The sequence below is a fragment of the Vibrio sonorensis genome (assembly GCF_001854765.1).
Classification (GTDB): Bacteria; Pseudomonadota; Gammaproteobacteria; order Enterobacterales; family Vibrionaceae; genus Vibrio; species Vibrio sonorensis.
In genome coordinates this window covers 1-16,119 of sequence record NZ_LJJE01000012.1, presented here as the reverse complement: position 1 = coordinate 16,119, position 16,119 = coordinate 1, and the positions used below count along the sequence as shown (strand labels likewise).

The 16,119-nt window shown below is 40.0% G+C and carries 27 protein-coding genes and 2 pseudogenes; 25 read left to right on the top strand and 4 right to left on the bottom strand.

What is annotated here, in order from left to right; genetic code table 11:
* The 4 genes and pseudogenes from BLO31_RS23705 to BLO31_RS24230 form a co-directional block, all read left to right on the top strand.
* On the top strand, positions 1–293 hold a 293-nt coding region (locus BLO31_RS23705), incomplete at its 5' end, for a hypothetical protein (RefSeq protein WP_070962748.1).
* Positions 294–587: 294 nt separating this feature from the next.
* The gene (locus BLO31_RS23395; RefSeq protein WP_245688365.1) at positions 588–842 is read left to right on the top strand and encodes a hypothetical protein; all 255 of its coding nucleotides are present in this window, start codon (positions 588–590) and stop codon (positions 840–842) included.
* Positions 843–849: 7 nt separating this feature from the next.
* Positions 850–1,182, top strand: a pseudogene (locus tag BLO31_RS24235) (site-specific integrase); the annotation flags it as partial.
* A gap of 107 nt (positions 1,183–1,289) precedes the next feature.
* Positions 1,290–1,568, top strand: coding sequence for a tyrosine-type recombinase/integrase (locus BLO31_RS24230; protein WP_342668955.1), 279 nt, complete (start codon positions 1,290–1,292; stop codon positions 1,566–1,568).
* On the opposite strand, the gene BLO31_RS02545 is transcribed toward BLO31_RS24230, so the two are convergent.
* A complete protein-coding gene (locus tag BLO31_RS02545; protein ID WP_070962747.1) occupies positions 1,563–2,147 on the bottom strand; it encodes a DUF2913 family protein in 585 nt (194 codons plus the stop codon). The two genes, BLO31_RS24230 and BLO31_RS02545, sit on opposite strands and share 6 nt — an antisense overlap.
* A gap of 176 nt (positions 2,148–2,323) precedes the next feature.
* Complete coding sequence (locus BLO31_RS02540) at positions 2,324–2,869, bottom strand: type II toxin-antitoxin system PemK/MazF family toxin (RefSeq protein ID WP_070962746.1); 546 nt, start codon at positions 2,867–2,869, stop codon at positions 2,324–2,326.
* Between the two features lie 469 nt (positions 2,870–3,338).
* Between BLO31_RS02540 and BLO31_RS02530 the strand changes: the two genes are divergently transcribed.
* The 17 genes and pseudogenes from BLO31_RS02530 to BLO31_RS02465 all read left to right on the top strand — a co-directional run.
* Entirely contained in the window at positions 3,339–3,707 is a 369-nt protein-coding gene (locus BLO31_RS02530) for a hypothetical protein (RefSeq protein WP_070962744.1), read from the top strand.
* Between the two features lie 12 nt (positions 3,708–3,719).
* Positions 3,720–3,992: a hypothetical protein gene (locus BLO31_RS02525; RefSeq protein ID WP_070962743.1), complete on the top strand. Its 273-nt coding sequence runs from the start codon at positions 3,720–3,722 to the stop codon at positions 3,990–3,992.
* A 74-nt stretch (positions 3,993–4,066) separates the two neighbouring features.
* Positions 4,067–4,237 carry a hypothetical protein gene (locus tag BLO31_RS23700; RefSeq protein WP_175443162.1) on the top strand — a complete coding sequence of 57 codons (171 nt, stop codon included), beginning with the start codon at positions 4,067–4,069 and terminating at the stop codon, positions 4,235–4,237.
* Between the two features lie 14 nt (positions 4,238–4,251).
* Positions 4,252–4,716, top strand: a complete 465-nt coding sequence (locus tag BLO31_RS02520) for a hypothetical protein (RefSeq protein WP_070962742.1) — start codon at positions 4,252–4,254, stop codon at positions 4,714–4,716.
* Positions 4,717–4,733: 17 nt separating this feature from the next.
* Positions 4,734–4,904, top strand: coding sequence for a hypothetical protein (locus BLO31_RS23695; RefSeq protein WP_175443161.1), 171 nt, complete (start codon positions 4,734–4,736; stop codon positions 4,902–4,904).
* Between the two features lie 14 nt (positions 4,905–4,918).
* Complete coding sequence (locus tag BLO31_RS02515) at positions 4,919–5,146, top strand: hypothetical protein (RefSeq protein WP_070962741.1); 228 nt, start codon at positions 4,919–4,921, stop codon at positions 5,144–5,146.
* Between the two features lie 14 nt (positions 5,147–5,160).
* On the top strand, positions 5,161–5,379 hold the full coding sequence (locus BLO31_RS02510; protein ID WP_070962740.1) for a hypothetical protein: 219 nt from the start codon (positions 5,161–5,163) through the stop codon (positions 5,377–5,379).
* A gap of 12 nt (positions 5,380–5,391) precedes the next feature.
* Positions 5,392–5,586 (top strand): hypothetical protein, encoded by a 195-nt coding sequence (locus tag BLO31_RS23390; protein WP_139158918.1) that lies wholly within the window; start codon positions 5,392–5,394, stop codon positions 5,584–5,586.
* 10 nt (positions 5,587–5,596) lie between these two features.
* Complete coding sequence (locus BLO31_RS02505; RefSeq protein ID WP_070962739.1) at positions 5,597–5,995, top strand: putative periplasmic lipoprotein; 399 nt, start codon at positions 5,597–5,599, stop codon at positions 5,993–5,995.
* Between the two features lie 12 nt (positions 5,996–6,007).
* Positions 6,008–6,268: a hypothetical protein gene (locus tag BLO31_RS02500; RefSeq protein ID WP_245688364.1), complete on the top strand. Its 261-nt coding sequence runs from the start codon at positions 6,008–6,010 to the stop codon at positions 6,266–6,268.
* 8 nt (positions 6,269–6,276) lie between these two features.
* The gene (locus tag BLO31_RS02495; protein WP_070962737.1) at positions 6,277–6,552 is read left to right on the top strand and encodes a hypothetical protein; all 276 of its coding nucleotides are present in this window, start codon (positions 6,277–6,279) and stop codon (positions 6,550–6,552) included.
* A gap of 13 nt (positions 6,553–6,565) precedes the next feature.
* Entirely contained in the window at positions 6,566–6,748 is a 183-nt protein-coding gene (locus BLO31_RS02490; protein WP_070962736.1) for a hypothetical protein, read from the top strand.
* Between the two features lie 10 nt (positions 6,749–6,758).
* On the top strand, positions 6,759–6,977 hold the full coding sequence (locus BLO31_RS02485) for a hypothetical protein (RefSeq protein ID WP_070962735.1): 219 nt from the start codon (positions 6,759–6,761) through the stop codon (positions 6,975–6,977).
* A 12-nt stretch (positions 6,978–6,989) separates the two neighbouring features.
* Positions 6,990–7,292 (top strand): hypothetical protein, encoded by a 303-nt coding sequence (locus BLO31_RS02480; RefSeq protein WP_245688362.1) that lies wholly within the window; start codon positions 6,990–6,992, stop codon positions 7,290–7,292.
* A gap of 17 nt (positions 7,293–7,309) precedes the next feature.
* On the top strand, positions 7,310–7,495 hold the full coding sequence (locus tag BLO31_RS02475; RefSeq protein ID WP_217495096.1) for a hypothetical protein: 186 nt from the start codon (positions 7,310–7,312) through the stop codon (positions 7,493–7,495).
* Between the two features lie 27 nt (positions 7,496–7,522).
* Entirely contained in the window at positions 7,523–7,783 is a 261-nt protein-coding gene (locus tag BLO31_RS02470) for a hypothetical protein (RefSeq protein WP_175443160.1), read from the top strand.
* A gap of 11 nt (positions 7,784–7,794) precedes the next feature.
* Positions 7,795–8,664: pseudogene (locus BLO31_RS02465) on the top strand (IS3 family transposase); the annotation flags it as partial.
* An 81-nt stretch (positions 8,665–8,745) separates the two neighbouring features.
* Here the strand turns inward: BLO31_RS02465 and BLO31_RS02460 are convergent.
* Together BLO31_RS02460 and BLO31_RS02455 are read right to left on the bottom strand one after the other, a co-directional pair.
* A complete protein-coding gene (locus BLO31_RS02460) occupies positions 8,746–9,033 on the bottom strand; it encodes a hypothetical protein (RefSeq protein ID WP_070962731.1) in 288 nt (95 codons plus the stop codon).
* 15 nt (positions 9,034–9,048) lie between these two features.
* The gene (locus BLO31_RS02455) at positions 9,049–9,750 is read right to left on the bottom strand and encodes a hypothetical protein (RefSeq protein ID WP_070962730.1); all 702 of its coding nucleotides are present in this window, start codon (positions 9,748–9,750) and stop codon (positions 9,049–9,051) included.
* A 101-nt stretch (positions 9,751–9,851) separates the two neighbouring features.
* Between BLO31_RS02455 and BLO31_RS02450 the strand changes: the two genes are divergently transcribed.
* The 4 genes from BLO31_RS02450 to BLO31_RS02435 all read left to right on the top strand — a co-directional run bounded on the left by BLO31_RS02450 (position 9,852) and on the right by BLO31_RS02435 (position 15,684).
* Positions 9,852–10,925: a lipase family protein gene (locus tag BLO31_RS02450; protein ID WP_070962729.1), complete on the top strand. Its 1,074-nt coding sequence runs from the start codon at positions 9,852–9,854 to the stop codon at positions 10,923–10,925.
* A gap of 258 nt (positions 10,926–11,183) precedes the next feature.
* Positions 11,184–12,764 carry a hypothetical protein gene (locus BLO31_RS02445; RefSeq protein ID WP_070962728.1) on the top strand — a complete coding sequence of 527 codons (1,581 nt, stop codon included), beginning with the start codon at positions 11,184–11,186 and terminating at the stop codon, positions 12,762–12,764.
* Positions 12,765–13,052: a hypothetical protein gene (locus tag BLO31_RS02440; protein ID WP_070962727.1), complete on the top strand. Its 288-nt coding sequence runs from the start codon at positions 12,765–12,767 to the stop codon at positions 13,050–13,052. It abuts the gene before it with no gap.
* Positions 13,045–15,684 carry a UvrD-helicase domain-containing protein gene (locus BLO31_RS02435; RefSeq protein ID WP_070962726.1) on the top strand — a complete coding sequence of 880 codons (2,640 nt, stop codon included), beginning with the start codon at positions 13,045–13,047 and terminating at the stop codon, positions 15,682–15,684. Before BLO31_RS02440 ends, BLO31_RS02435 begins: the two co-directional genes overlap by 8 nt.
* Positions 15,685–16,119 lie beyond the last annotated feature (435 nt).

The following is a 16,119-nucleotide window of genomic DNA, read 5'->3' as shown; positions in this document are numbered from 1 at the left end:
TCATGCCAGCAGAAAAACCATCGTTTGTTTTTGCCATTGGCAATGAAGCTACGGGGATCATTAAGTATAAGCATGTTTCAATCATGCTTAAGCACTCCAAAGAAGTAGTAGCAACGTTCTCATTTCATTCATTGCAGTTTGAAAAAGAACCAGTAAACCCAGAGGGACAAGTTTCTTTGATCGACAAAGACGGAAGTTGCACCGGAAGCTTTTTCTTGGGAATTGATAATAGCGATTTTGCTGACCTGAAAATCTTTTCAGATATGCAGGGTTTAACTAATTCGGACAAGTAGGGAAAAGGCATGAAGAACCAAAATAACAACGAGTTAAATCATAGGATCAATGAATGGAAGGTAGAAATACGTAGATGGCTTTGCACGGTATTACCCATAATTCTTATAATTACAACTCTCATTTTTGTCATTAGCTGGTACATCGACCCTCTTTTAATGCTTAGCGCCGCAGTAGGTCTAGTTTGCATGATATTAATTTCGGGACCGCAAACATTTGGCTACCCGAAAAAACCTACTCTTTATGACGTTAAAGCTGATGAGATCTTACGAAAAAAATCATGACTAATAATTAGTGTGATTCATAGAGATGGTTTCAATTCCAAGCGATATCAAGAATTCGATGGTGAATTACTTTGGTGGAGCGCTCCGGTTGTTGATGTAATGACAGCTCGAAAAGAAGCAAAACCTGATATTGGTTTGATGCCACTTATTGGCTTAGGTGCTCAAGTGAATGCTGATTACTACTTGTCGAATGGTCAAGAAGTGGTAGCGAATGATTGGCAAAAAGCTGTAGTAACAATGCAACAATTCATTGGTGTTAATTCGTAGGGAAAATATGTACCTCATACAATCAAGCAATGTCTATAAACAGACAGAACTATCAATCAGTGACAATACCTACCAATGCTCTCCTGTTAAGGGAAATATTGGTACTCTCCCAACTCTGTTCAGTGGTGATGGTTCATTCAACCACGAAGCCAATAGTTATCTTTTTTACCAAAAAGCAGTTAAGGATGCTAAAGACCTTAATCCCTGCGCTCAAGCTCTTTACGCATATTATCAATTCCTTGAAGATAAGAACTTAGCGTGGGATACATTCCCTCCCGTTAAAAGACTAAAACCGACTTATCTTTTTCGCTCTCACCTATTAAAACAAATCAAGAATGGATTGATTACCGCAAAGCGCGTAATTGGGCGACTACTTTTGATGATAGCTATCAGGGGTTAAACCCGCTAAGTAAATTGGTTCTCAATAACCGAGGTCGTAGCTATTCGATGAAGCGTAAAACCCGCATCAACCAAGCGGGTGAGCGAGTGGACTATTCAGCATGTGATGTCCTCGAATTAATGGTTAGAAATATTTATAAAAGAACTGGCCTCAAGGGCTGTAGTAGCCACACTGGGCGTAGATCTTATGGAACTAACATGAATGCTCAAGGGGTTGATTTAAGTGCCATTCAGAGGGCTTTAGGACACTCAGAGCCAAGCATGACAATTGAGTATATAGATGTATCCGACGAACAACTAATGAGTGCTTCAGAAATTGCGTTATGAGTTAGGGTGTAGGACAAGGTGCGCCTGATATGTGGCCTCGTTCCACTCCTTCATTTCAGCCGAGAACCAACCTTGCTGTTTGATAATCGCTTCTAATTGTGGTGCTGATTCTGATTGAATCAGCATCGAGAGAGGCGCGATTTGTTGGTTATCGGTATTAAAACAATGTTCTATGTGATCCCCTAGCATATATAGAATTTCCGGCTCCGGTTCGTTTCCCTCTTCAAACAACCGAGATTCAATTCCATGCTCATCGTACAAATAAGTAAGAAGTGAGTACAATTTTTCCGCTCCCGCCACTTGAGTGTTATTGGCTTTCTCGTTGAGCTGATACAGCCTCAACTCAAGATTGCCATTACGAGTTCGGGCTATGTTGAGCATCAATTTGATGTCTTTTTTGATAGTGGCTAAGTCTTTGTCTTTTGCCTTGGCCTTTAAGAATTTCACCAGTATTTCGTTACGCTTGGCTGTTGGGACAAAACGTGGACTAGCTGATACTTGAAGTAACAAATGAAGCAAGGCATTGGTCACGGTACGGTGTAAACAGTGATAGTACTCAAAATCTTTTTGAATCTGCATAGCGGAATGATTGGTTACAAGGACTGTTGAAATATGGGGGTTTCTTGACCATTTTCAAGCCTAAACGGTTGGAGCAGCTAGAGTGCAGATACGAAAAAGCCCCGTCTAAAGACGAGGCTTTCCGAAACTTGCCTTGCGGCTAAAATTTAAACTTGCCTTGCGGCTGTATGGTTATATTAGGGGTATTTGACGGTGACGTCAATAGGCTTAGTAACACTAATAGTGTCATTAAGCCAATCCCTTAAGCCAATAGCAATCACAACGCCTTTCCTGATTTTATCCAAGGTATCGTCACAAACCTTCTGAGCCTGCAACAAACACTTTTCTTCAGAGTGGTAAAGGTCTTGCAGCCGCCCTCCGTCAATAGTGGTTACAAGGTTACACAAAGCCCAACGATCAACTCCATATGGATAGCGGGGCGTGGTTGGTATATCTGTGTGCTCTAATTTGACATGGAAACCTTGAAACTCTGGTTCTTTCTCTCTTTTTTTTGCTTCTTCCTTGGTTGCGCTAATAGGTACAACAATATAAGCCCCTCGATGCTTACCTATGACAACAACAAGTCTTGTCTTAATAATTTCGTTTGGGATTCGATAGTTATAATCTATAAGAGCCTCATCCCTACGAACGGTAGTACCACCACCTTGTTTCTTGAACTGTCCGAAATTACAGTCATATACATGACCAATACGGACGTTTCCGTTAATCCTTAGTTGAGCCATCTTTTTTTATTGTCCTCTTTGCACTACGTGTAAGGACTTCTCTAGCCCAATCACTGACAGAATCATGATTTTCAGCCGCATGTTTCCACAGCGCTTTATCATCCTCTGTACACCGTATTTCTTGTTTTTTATCTAGAGTAACGTCCTGCTTAGGGCGTCCTCGTTGTCGCTTCTCTGTAGTCATGAGTTTTATTTTGTGTCATGACGTTTTTTAAGTCAAGGTGTTTGCTTTTTATACACCTATATGTATAATAAATGTCATGACATTTAATTATTTAAATCTATATGGAGATTTAGAGATATGAGTGGAAAAGGTAGCTATGTCTTACGAGCATGAAGATGAATGTATTGCAGCAGAGTTAGACCCCAAAGAAGTTAGGCGTATCGCCAAAGGTTTAACTAGATATGCAAAGCAAGCAGGTACTTGAGAAGAAGTTGAAACAATTAATCGATCTTTGAGGGAAAGGTCGTGGCAAAACCATTTAATGCTTATAGTCCGGCGATTACGGCTACAGAAAAAGCCATTAAAGATCGTGAGGCCAAATTGGCTGAGCTTCAAGAAGCCGAAGCCATCTGGTATAGCCAAGCAAAGTCCACGGATTTCTATTATCAACTAGGTCGAGTAGAGGCGGCTATAGATTTAAAAATTGGTGATCAAAAGGCGGCTAACACGAAGCTAAAGAAAATGGTTCGACTAGAGAAGCTAATAAGTAACGTTGGTGAAGATTACGACTCTATTTTAAACAAATGTGATTCGCTGAATAGCGAGATTGATTTACTTAAATCAGTAGCTTCGTTGCTATCGATTAAGTCAATCTCTACCAACCAATCAAATTAAGGTTAGTTCGTTATGGATACCAGTCAAGAATCTCGCTATTTCATTGTAAGCAATAACGATGACGGAATGCACCCAAACGGTTATCACCGTATTTGCGATCTTAAAACTAACGCCATAGTAGGAATCATTGACGATTACGCTATCGCAGAAGGTTTAGTTAAAAAACTGGAAAAAGCAGATCGCTTAGATGCTGAAAATGAACGCTTGGCCAATGCTCTCGATTACATTTACGAAAGTGGCATTTACTTAACCAAGATGTTGTTGATAAAGCGCGTTGGGGGCTAGGTCTGGAAGTCGAAAACGAACAAGAGATCGCGGCTCTAAAGCCTCGATTCAGTTAGAGAGGGAAAATCAGGCTTATGGATATTGAACAAATAAAAGCAAACGCGCCAGAAGATGCAGCGTTTTGGAGTCCGGCAGTTGAACAATATTTTGATTGTCAGTACATGAATTTGGCTTTCAAAGAACAAGGCAAGCTGATCCAAGTTGAACAGCAGTTTCGCGGTGAACTTGTACCGCTTACCAAGTAAGGGAAATTAGGTCTATGGCAGAGCAAGTAGCAGAAGAAAAACCGATTACATACGCCTACATGGGAGAGCGTTTAAATGGTTCAACATTAGTCGCTATGGTTTGCCCTGTTGTCGATGGTGAACCGCTTACAAGCCATTACACGCTATTCAAAAAGCCACGTTCAAAAGCGCGACTTTCTACAGGTTGGATACATTCTGGCACAGGAACTATTGATCCAGATTCTAATGAAATAGATACGGTTTCATTTGCTGACGCTGTTCCCGTTAGACCATACACAATAGATGGTTTTGATAGAGAAATGCTAATACTTGAAAAAGAAGCGCAAACTCAAGCTGCTATGTTCAAGAGAGCAAAAGAGCGACCTTTGAATAGTCATATTGACGAACTTGTAAAGCCAATACGCAAAGCAATGAATAAAACCAACCATGCAGGACGCGCAGCGATTTTAGCAATGGTTATTGAGCGTTTAACTAAATAGCAGGGAAAATAAGTCTTATGGACATTGAAGAAATCAAAGCAAACGCGCCAGAGGATGCAGCGTTTTGGAGTCCGGCAGTTGAGCAATATTTTGATCGCCAGTACATGAATTTGGCTTTCAAAGAGCAAGGCAAGCTGATCCAAGTCGAAAAGCCTTTTCGTGCTGAACTTGTACCATTAACCAAGTAACGAGGGAAAAAACGATGGTTTTTGATTGGATAGAATACTTAGATTCTTGTAAGCACTCAGAGCTTATTGCAGGTAAAACATACTGCGTTAAAACTCTTGATGGTTGTGAGTGTTATGCAAAGTTCGTCGTGTATGAAGGTGGACAAGAAGTCGCATTTATCTCTCTGAGCGACAATCAGCCAATCACGGTGCGTGAGTTCAGACTGATTGATAAAGAAACTGATTTGCAGCCGACTGCTTAGCAACGGGGAAAAGAATGCCGAAACTTAGCCGAGAACGCAGAGAAGCAAGAGTAAAGGTTTTACTTCATGCTGCGGCATGGATTGAAGATCAGGCTACAGGAGCAAGTAGCTCAGAGACTTTCGAAAATGAACCGGAAGATTTCGATCTGCTTTGCTCAGAAGCAGAAAAGCTCGCCAAAAAACTACGACTAGATGCAGAAAAAAGTGAAGCGCGTTTAGTAAATGAAACTTAGAGGGAAATTAGCGTGATTGAAAACATTCGGATTTTCTATTCAACGTTCAGTGCATTGCTTGGTTTTGAAGCTTCGGTGTTGCTGGCTTCAATAAGCGGGTGTCTGCTTATGTTTGTGGGGCTGCGAAAGAAAAGAGCTGTTGTGCTATATAGCCTTGCTGTTTTGTTAAACGCCCTGTTTTGGCCGATTGCTCTATCCTATTTTTAGAGGGGAAAGAATGAAGAAATTAATAATAGCTTTGATGACGACTGTTCTCCTTTCGGGGTGTGATAGCCGTGAAGATGGAATGATTACAGTCCATGAAGCTTATCGTATGAGCGAAGAACTTTTCCCTGCCCCTATTCGTGAAAAGCTAAAAGCGATACTTGAAGACTCTGAGACTTTCGGTATGACCGAATATCAAGAATTAGATTTGGCTATACAGAAAAATTGCGATGGAACGGAATACACATGGCGCGATTACGCGAGTTTGTTGCCTATGAAAATTATCAGTTTTGTTATGCCTACTTGGAATAGCTTTGCTGTAATGAGTAGTCCTGAGATATTACTTGTTAGACAGGTTGATGCGGCAAATACCTGCGTTTTCAATCCATTAACCAAATACATCGAAGAATGAGGGGAAATTAACGTGATTACAGATACTTATATGTATAACGAGAGTTTGACTATTCGCACCAGTGATAATATCGAACGCTACCCACAAAAAACAGCGGATGGTAACGAAATCGTGGTTGTTTATGTTGACGATGTTGAATTCAAAGGCGCGGGTGGTAAATGGTCTAAACAAGGCTTCCGTTGGGCTATTGTAGAGCCTCACTTAACCGAAGATGAAATCAAAAATTGGCTACTCAACAATGGCCTTTCTACCGTTCCGTTTCTTAGGGGGTAAATCAGTCTATGAAAAAGCTAATTACAACAGTGGTTTTAACGTTTATTGCATCGAGCGCGATAGCGAAAACTTCTGACCAAATGAAAGCTTGTATTGTTCAAAATGCAAAGTGGCAGAGTCAGCAAATGGTTGGTGAAAATTCACCAAAGGGAGCAGAAAGAGCAAGTGCTACATTCGACAAGCTACAGCAACTAATGAGTGAGTATGATTTTTCGATGGAACAGGCTATGGATTGTATGAATCAATCGTCAGACATTGCTAAATCGCCAAACAACAGAACTTAGAGGGAAAATCACGATGAAAAACTGGTTTAAAAAACACTATGAAGCGTGGTTGTTATTGCGAGCTGCAAAGATTTTGAACCGCAACGTGGAGCGTTCACCAGTGATTAATCGTCGTGACAATAACTACCTATTTGAAGTCGAGTTCGAACTGAAAGCGATAGCTCAACGCATCAAATCTGAATACAACGAAATCTAGAGGGAAAAGCGTGGAAGATCAAAAACAAATTCAGATAACAGACTACGAATTAAGCCCTAGAACACGCAAAGTATGCGGTCTTTTCATACTGATATTCATCATCGTCGTGACGTTGCGTGGTTTCGGTGTCAACGTTCCAGAAGCCATTAAAGAGTTCGCTTATATGTCGGTAATTCCGTCGGCTCTATTGCTTAACGCGACACGTTTATCAATTTGGGTTAAAAAATAAGGGAAAATGGCGATGTACGATGTAACTATTAGCGCAATGACGGGGTTTGAATTTAAATCAAAAGAAACCTCTTTCAATATTTATTGTGTCACTAAAGACACATACGAAATAATTATAAGTGGTGCTCAAATTCACTTTCCACCTAGCGCAGCAAAGTTAAGTGTTGATGCTAGTTTTGATGCTGAAGACATGAAATCAGCCACTTTCATCGTAAGTTCACGACACCCTAATGGTTTAGTGCGAATGAATCTGAATTTTCCATTAAATGCCGCTAGAAAGCTAAATGAAATGTTTCCACAACTGAATTTGATGTAAAGAGGGAAAAGATAGCTATGTCTTACGAGCATGAAGATGAGTGTATTGCAGCAGAGTTAGACCCCAAAGAAGTTAGGCGTATCGCCAAAGGTTTAACCAGATATGCAAAGCAAGCAGAGGCTTTGGGCTTAACGATTTTCGGTGGTTCGGGTAGTGGCTCACTTCGCATTGATGATGGCAAGGGGCGCTATGAGGCTATTTAGTTGTAGCCGAAATAGAAGGTCGTTTTGATGGTGGTGATGGTGGAACTCATACCGATAGTGATGGGCTATTACGTGGTGAATTCGATTAACGAGGGGAAAGTTATGTCGGACAAAAAAATAATTGCTGGTATCGAGCTAACGAAAGTGAGTGCTGAAGATGCGATAAAGCCTTTGCAAGATTTCCATAATAAGCATCATTCAGTTGACTATGTAGAGCTAGAACCTAATAGCCAAGATAATGGTGTTGATGGTCAGCGTAGAGCCGAAATCAAGAGAAATCAGGAATAGGGGGAAAGTGATTTTTTGGCCAAAGTGCTCGGTCGTTAGACCGAGCCCAGCGAAAGAGCTCGCTGGTTAAATCCACCCAATTACCAATAAAGCGCCAGTGTGAGCTGCTCAGTATTGCTCGCTCTACTGCTTACTATCAACCCATAGGACTCTCTGCTGAAGAGATTGAACTACGCCGCATGATTGACGAAATTCACCTTCAGTATCCGTTCATGGGGAGCAGACGTATTCGAAATGAGTTGGCTAAAAAAGGCCAGAACGTAAATCGTAAACGTGTCGTTCGGCTCATGCGAGACATGGGCATTGGGGCTATTTACCTCAAACCTCGGACAACCCTGGCGAACAAAGCACACAAGGTTTATCCCTACCTTTTGCGTGATATCGAAGTCACTTACCCGAACCAAGCTTGGGCGATTGACATAACGTATATCCCGATGGCTAAGGGATTCCTGTATTTAGTCGCCATTATCGACTGGTATAGCCGAAAGGTGCTGTCTTGGCGGCTATCCAACACGATGGACACGAGCTTTTGTATTGAAGCCCTTGAAGACGCGCTTAAACATTATGGGCCGCCAGATATCTTCAACTCAGATCAAGGCAGTCAGTTTACCAGCACCGAATTCACACAGAAGCTAATCGACCATGGAGTCAGGATAAGTATGGATGGGAAAGGACGCTGGGTCGACAATGTTTTCATCGAGCGATTATGGAGAAGCCTGAAATATGAGGAGGTTTACTTAAAAGCTTACACCACGCCCCGAGAAGCAGAGCTTGAAATCGGTCACTACATGGTGTTTTATAATGAGGAGCGTAACCATCAGGGACTCAATGACCTCACCCCTGATGAAGCCTACTTTGGTAGGCAGAGATACGCTGCATGAGCTGTATCAATCACTTAAGAAGTTAGCTTATGTGTCCAACCATTGGGGTCCACTTCTGTAGGAATAATATTCCTGCCGCGGTTAAACAATTATGTCAACAATTTTTGCTATCTTTACAGCTGTATTACCTAGCGCTTGTATACGATTTTTTAACTCTGCCTGACTGAGGTTTTGCTGTGATGCTCTTAGGACAACCGCCTTCAGTTTCTCATATTCAACAACATTAACCTCTGAATGGACTTGTTGCAGGTCTGAAATTGAAAGCCCTGACAGCCTCGTAAGTTCAGTCCCATATCTACCATTGAATGTTTCTTCTATTACAGCGAAGTCATCGCTAAGTAACTTTTCCAAATCCTCTAAATTGCTCATTTTAATAGCCTTTTATTATTTAACATTTAACTTTTCGATAGCATTTTGAAGCTTTTCCTTTGCACCTTCTACACCACCAATGTCATCTAGTTTTTTCTGACTTTTATTAGTTAGCTCTGCAATTTCATCAGAAGCAGTTGCCAGCTTAGCTGCGATAAAATTACCTACATCAGTTTCAACACCGATCTCACTCAATAATTCATTTTGAGCGTCATGCACTTGAGCAATAGAAGATAGGTGGCCTGTTACAATTGAATTGGCTTGATGAATGGCTAAATATGATCGATTAGTTGAAGCCAATAGCGTCCGTTCCTGATCATTTAAACTATCAAGTAATAGCTTACGTTGCCGCTCAACAGACTGGGTGACTTGGGAAACAAGAATTTCCATTGCACCAATAGCGTCCTCTTGCTGCTTTGAGCTTGCTGATGCAGATAGCCCTATGGAGATCATATTGATAAAAGAAACGCTTCCATTAACTTGTCGAATGCGGTCTTTCTTAATCGCTTCTTTGATGGCATAAGGCATATAGACATCATCTATAAACTCGTTTACATCTGCTCTCATTCGTGAATACAAAATACTTATGGTCTGAACATGAGCTTTATGCATTTTTTCAATATCACGTCCCACTGTTGCCGAAAGCTCTACAGATTGAGTTGGTACTTGAGCACAACCAGCTAGGAGTATAAGGAATGCTGTTAAAAATATGCGCATTTATTAACTTCCATATAATTAAATGATTAATTGCAAGAATGCCGAATGGCTGGTTAAATGTTATTCCAATATGAATGCAATTGCAAAATAGATGGTTGAATATGAGTGCATTAAATAACGTCAGTACGGAAGTAGATAAAAAAACAACTTTATTGGCACTGGACTTACCAAGTTATCGTCAAGCATACAGCGATAGGACAGCTTGGCTAATGGCTGCTTTTTCAGAACTGGCGTATTTACGGTTTAATCCAGCACTACCGAGCAAACTACAAAAGATTGGTTTGGATGAAGCTCTGAAGAGACTTATAGATGAATCAACAACCTCAAATACACTAAAAGCGATATCTATAATAGAAGGTTTGCTATGGGATCATGAGGAGGAAAAAACTAAATTAGTTAATGAACTAAGCACTCTGAATGAGTCAAAATTAGTACAAACCTTTGATACAGAACTAGGTACCCAAGCAATCTTGGTAGAAACACCAATCTCTTACGTACTGGCATTCAGAGGAACGGAGGCCACAAGCCTCAATGATATTAAGTCTGACGCCAAAGCTACGATAATTAAATGCAAAACTTCAGGTAAGGTTCATGAAGGCTTTCATGAAGCTTTTGAATCCGTACAAGAAAAACTCAATGCTGCTCTTAATGAGTTGGCTGAAAGCAAACCTTTATTTATTACGGGTCACAGCCTAGGTGGTGCATTAGCGACAATCGCTGCTAAAAGACTAAAGTTCAAATATGGTATTGCAGCCTGCTACACATTTGGGGCACCAAGAGTGGGTGACAAAGAATGGATTGCTACAATAAAAACACCTATTTATCGCATTGTTAACGCAGCTGACTCCGTGACTATGCTACCACCAAATGGGGTAACAATTGGTGTCCTTAGTACGGGAGTTGGTTTTATCCCATGGATTGGTACCAAGGCTAAAGAATTCTTATTGGAGAAGTTTAGCGGCTATATTCATGGTGGAAATATGCGCTACCTAACAAATTGCAAGAAAGGGGAGTATGAAGATGTGCAATTGCTTTATTCAGTATCTTTCTTGTTCAGGTTAAAAGCAGTCTTGATCGGTAAGCTCCCCTACAAGAAGTTTCTCTCTGACCATTCAATAAGCATATACCGGAAAAAGCTTGAGATTGTCGCACTAAAGCGTAATCAAGGTTTTTAGTTTCAGCTCTAGGACATTCGATACGTGTCAAACTATATCTGGGTTAGATCCTTTTCTGCCCAGATTATTTTCACTCAGACCCAATTTTGTCTACTAACAGCATACGGGCCTAGTTACTCTCGCTGACTTCTAAAGCACACTGTCTAAAAAGTGAGATCAAGTGCATAAAAAACAATATTGTGCGATTACATAATTCTAGTGTAATGACTTATGAGTGGTAGGTTCATCATATGTATTTGAACGCTAAACAAAGCCCATATGCCGAGTGTAAATATTCAAGAGCTAACAAATCATGATGATAACTACTGGCGCGTCGATTGGTTTGGAAACCTATCGCACTTCGATAAAACTGGTAACCGAAGAAGTCAGCCTCTTGTAGATATATACCTTTCAAGACTTCACTCTTCTCCATGGAAAACAAATCTAAACTATAAGTCTGCTACGGCATATAGAGAGCAAAGGAAAGTTACTTTTCCTGTTGAGTACCTTCTCAAGCTACAAATAGGAGATATTTGGAGGCAAGGAGAGTACGTGATGACGCCTGAATACAACACTCTCACAACAGGCCCAGTCCATATATCTAGCCAGAAAACCATCACTTATAGAGCTAGCTACAAAAAAGACGATGGTCATTACCTCATCCCTTTCGACCGCCATCCATACCATGGAAAAGCAACCAACGTTTTTTGTGAAGTTCTCCAGTTAAAGACAGGAACCCAACTTGTATTCCCACATTGGGTACTTTTACAAAGATATTTCTCAAGCTGCCCATTCCTTTTTACACAATTATTTCAATTTGGAATACAACTGGATACCTTATATGACTCAAATAAAAGCAAACTAGACTCAGGGCTTGGCCGAATACATTTAAAAAAGTGGACTTACGATATAGGGGCTTCTGAGATTGCTAGAATTGCATGGGATCTAAATGCCCGTAACGCTTACTCAATGGTGAGTGATCATCTATCTATATGTAAATCAAATCAATGGCCGACAACACCAAAAACCAAATTCCCATTTTCAGATACAACGAATCTCACCGTTAGAGGTAAACACCTCCCTTGTGATAGAGGTACTCCTTCGTTCATCGTATTTGAAATTCTCGATTGCACTGCAAGATACCCATTTGACTCTCTACTTATCGATAGAGATAACCCAGGTTCTCTAAACCGAAGCAGCACCACAGCTAGTAAATCAAAATCAGTATCACACAGATCTCATAAAAAAGTTCCAAGAGCTAGCAGCACACTAAACTTAGCTCCAGCGGAAGAACCTAGTAGCAATTTTGAAAGTTTGAATGTGGCTGCAAGGCCAAGAGCACCGCTATCAGGTTTAGCAGGTAAGCAAATTAGTAAAGTTAAGCGAGGTGCATCAACCTCTAATGAACCCTCTGCAAATGCCATCTATGAAAATATTGAGTCAGGAAATACTGGCCATGGTTGGCAAAGTGGGGATGGTGCACCTATTAGCTTTGTCAGAGATCCAAACACACAAGTACAGCCGAACGGGTATGTCTTTACATTCCCTGTATGCCGACTAACAACATTTAGACAATCACTAGCTCTGCTCAACACAAAAAGTTGGGTTAAAACAATTCGATTCGTTCCTGTTAACCCTAGCTTTGGTAAATCTGAAGGTATTTTTTCTTTCTTTCCCGACACACTAACTAAGTCTGGTCGCAAACGAAAATGGCGCTACATAGGTTATGTAAAAGGAAATGAAAGTACAGATAGTCGATTGAGAAGAGCATTAATCGCCGAAATAGCCACTGATAGCACTAACTTTTATGTAATTGAAATTGAGAGGCGAATTGCTCCAACAACTAATGGGAAGGGGTAGTTGGAACTTGATAACCCTGCAATGTTAATTGCATACCCAGAAAAGGGGCAGCACATCTCTATTGAATCATTAAAAAGCTTGCTAGAACAATGTGCTGAGCAATCTGGCACTTGGCTTCGAAGAGACGAAGTTTATCCAAAGTCCAGTACCCAAAACTATATTGCTAAAACATTAAAGCATCCTAGCAATCAATCGATAACCGATCTGAATCAACATCACATGGAAATCGTAAGGATTATTGAAAGTACCATCAATTTAGCTCGCAAAGGAGAGGAAGTTTTTGACTAGTCGAATTAAACAATTAGTAGCATCGGTCATGGCGAACGTACACGCAAAGCTCGATGTGATGCCATTAGCTGTTGTTAATAGCTTAGAACAAAAATATAAAAATCGTTTAAGTAAACAAGAGCATGAGCATGCATTACATTTAGATGCGCAAGCAAACTTAAATAATGAGCTAAAAGGTGATATTTCAAATCTAAGTAAACAGTTATCTGCTTCTAACGCTCTAAACTCAAGCTACTGCGAACAAATAAAAAGAATAGAAGCCGTAGATAAAAAATATGGGTTCAACCTTAAAGAAATCATCAAAATAGAAGAAGAACGTGGCACGCAAGAACCGAGCTTTCCAGTGGTTCCGCCAAACAAGCTTCCTGTAACTCAAAAACTTATCAATGAATTTAAGGCATTCTGTAAGAAAATTGATGCACAAGAGGAACTAAAAGATAAAAAAGACCAAAACAAGATCTATTTTGATAAATATCAAGAAGCAATTATTTTCTGCGATAACCGAGCTCTACGGGTATTAGCAGGTGCCGGTTCTGGAAAATCAACGGCGTTAATTCTGAGAATAATCTTCTTTAACAAATACCTTCAAATCCCACTCAGTGAACTAACCGTTTGCACATTTACTAAAGAATCTCGCAAGGACTTTATTGAAAAACTCAAACTTAGATTTGAACAATGGGGTGATCCCATTACGGAATATCAAGCAAAATCAACGGTTAGAACGTTTCACTCTCTAGCATATCAAATGCACCTTAAGTTAAATGACAAAAATAAAAAAATACTATTTGACTTTAATAGCCAGAAACCATCGGAAGAAGACAGTGAGGGAGTAGACATAGAAAACCAAATGGAGGTAAACGAGAACCAACTACGTGAAGTATCTACGACTGAAAAACTTCAATTAGAGCTTTATAGAGAGTTAAGCGTATTTAATACAGATTTCAGACATGATCTAAAAAAGTTATACAAAGATAGCTTAAAGACACAGGAACTAAACCCCAAAAGACGTGAGCAATTTAAGTATTACAACGAAGCATTAGATAAACAGTTCACGGAATACTGCTTAGAAAAATGGATAAGCAAACATCGCAGTTGCAATAGTATTATTGAGAAATACCAAAAATTTGGTACAACAAACATTGGACAAATTAATCTAAATTATCAACTCCATTTTCCCAACCTCAATATTAATGCATGCCTTGCAATAAAAGGAAGAGAGTTCAAGAAAGAAGGTGAACCTGTCTTACCAAACACAGATAAAAAACTTTTCTATCTTGCCAATGACAAAGAGACACACTGCTTCATTAACCCAGATAATCACTACAGGCTTATCTACACTGTAGGGCAATTAAAAGCACTTGCGGCTATGGAGGAAGCATCCAGTGAACACGTAAATAGCCCTAAAAATAAGCCTATTCCAGTTTTCCCCTATACTTGTGCTGGTGACTTACATACCGAAGATGATTACGCTCCAAACAGCGCAGCCGCCATACACCGGAGATTCAAAACTCTAATCGATTTTTCATACTCTATTGGCAAACCATTATATAAACTTAGCGATAGTGAACTGACGGTATTTTTCAAAGAACAAAGTGAGAATGACTTACGTTTTTTAAAATTATCACGCACTTTCCATCGTTATTGGGTCGACAAGCTTAATGCCAATAATCTTACTACATTTGACGAAATATTCTTTCAATTAGGCTCCTCCAAAAACCAAGTTTACCGAGAAAATAACGCCTTAAACTTCAATAAATTAAGCCACTTAATGATTGATGAGTTTCAGGATATATCTCCGAACTTAATTAAATTTATAAGTGCTTTAAAGTCACATTTGGTTTCGATTTCGTTAGTAAAAGATGGGTCACTCACTTGTGTTGGCGATGACTATCAGTCTATTTATGGATGGAGAGGTAGCTCAGCAAGCTACATTCTTAACTTTGATGACTGCTTTCATTTTTCTCAAAAGAGTAAAAAACTTAAGCTGGAAAATAACTATCGTAGCGATGGCCTTATCCTTGCGAACGGCCAGCTATTAATTGATAGAATAACAATAAGTTCACAGAAAAAATATAGACCAAAAAGCAAGAGCCTTCCCCACCTTAAAGCTAATTGCTGTTTTTACAAAGGCATTGAAAGAAAAAGATCTTCTGAAATTAATTTTGATGATTGCTTACGGGTTTTAAGAGATGAAGTTAAAAGGTTTAACCCAACCCCAGAAAAACCAATGTACCTCTTAAAAACTTCCCGTTCAGTGTGGAAACAAGGTAATAGTGAGGAATTCAAAGAAACCGTTAATTCGCTCAAAGAACAGGGCATACTCAAGGAACTAACAATACACGGAAGCAAAGGGCTAGAAGCAGAGTGCGTTATATTACTAGGTGATCTTAGGCCCCCTAAAAAACACCCAATAAGGAACGCCCTCTATAAGGCAGCTCAGATAGAAGGCTCCTATGCGAACATGCAAATCGATGAAACTTTAAGAGTAGGGTACGTCGGCATCACAAGGGCGATAAAGTCTTTACATTGGTTTATGAAATCTTCATCTCATGAGTACAATATGCTGCACTTTCTCCTTCGTGAAAAAAGTCCTCTTGGTAATAATGCGTTGACGGAGCCATCAGAGTGTTGAAATTTGGCATAAGCCTTTTTGTGCTATTCGTATAATCATAACCTTCAACGTAGTGATGCCAACTTCTATGATCGTCTACAACAAGTGTTGTTCCTAACACTTGTTGATTGGCAAACTTAGCAAGCTCACTCTTGAAAAGAAATGATTCAGGGTCTTTGGGCCTGCGAAATTGTCGTCTACTTATAATCACCTGTGCATACGCCCCGGGATCTACACTTGCTAACCTAGACATTGCCATCTTATCGGTGGAAATTACTTTTTCTGCTTCAGTAGCAACTCTCTCTAACAAGTATAGCCACTCCACGATATCTCGAGTATCTGGGTTATACCCAATTTTCAAATCTGACGCGAGGATGTCTAAGTTACTTCTTTTCCACCAATCAATAATTTTTGCTTTCAAAGCACATGACTCATCTATTGTCCTGTATTAGCTCT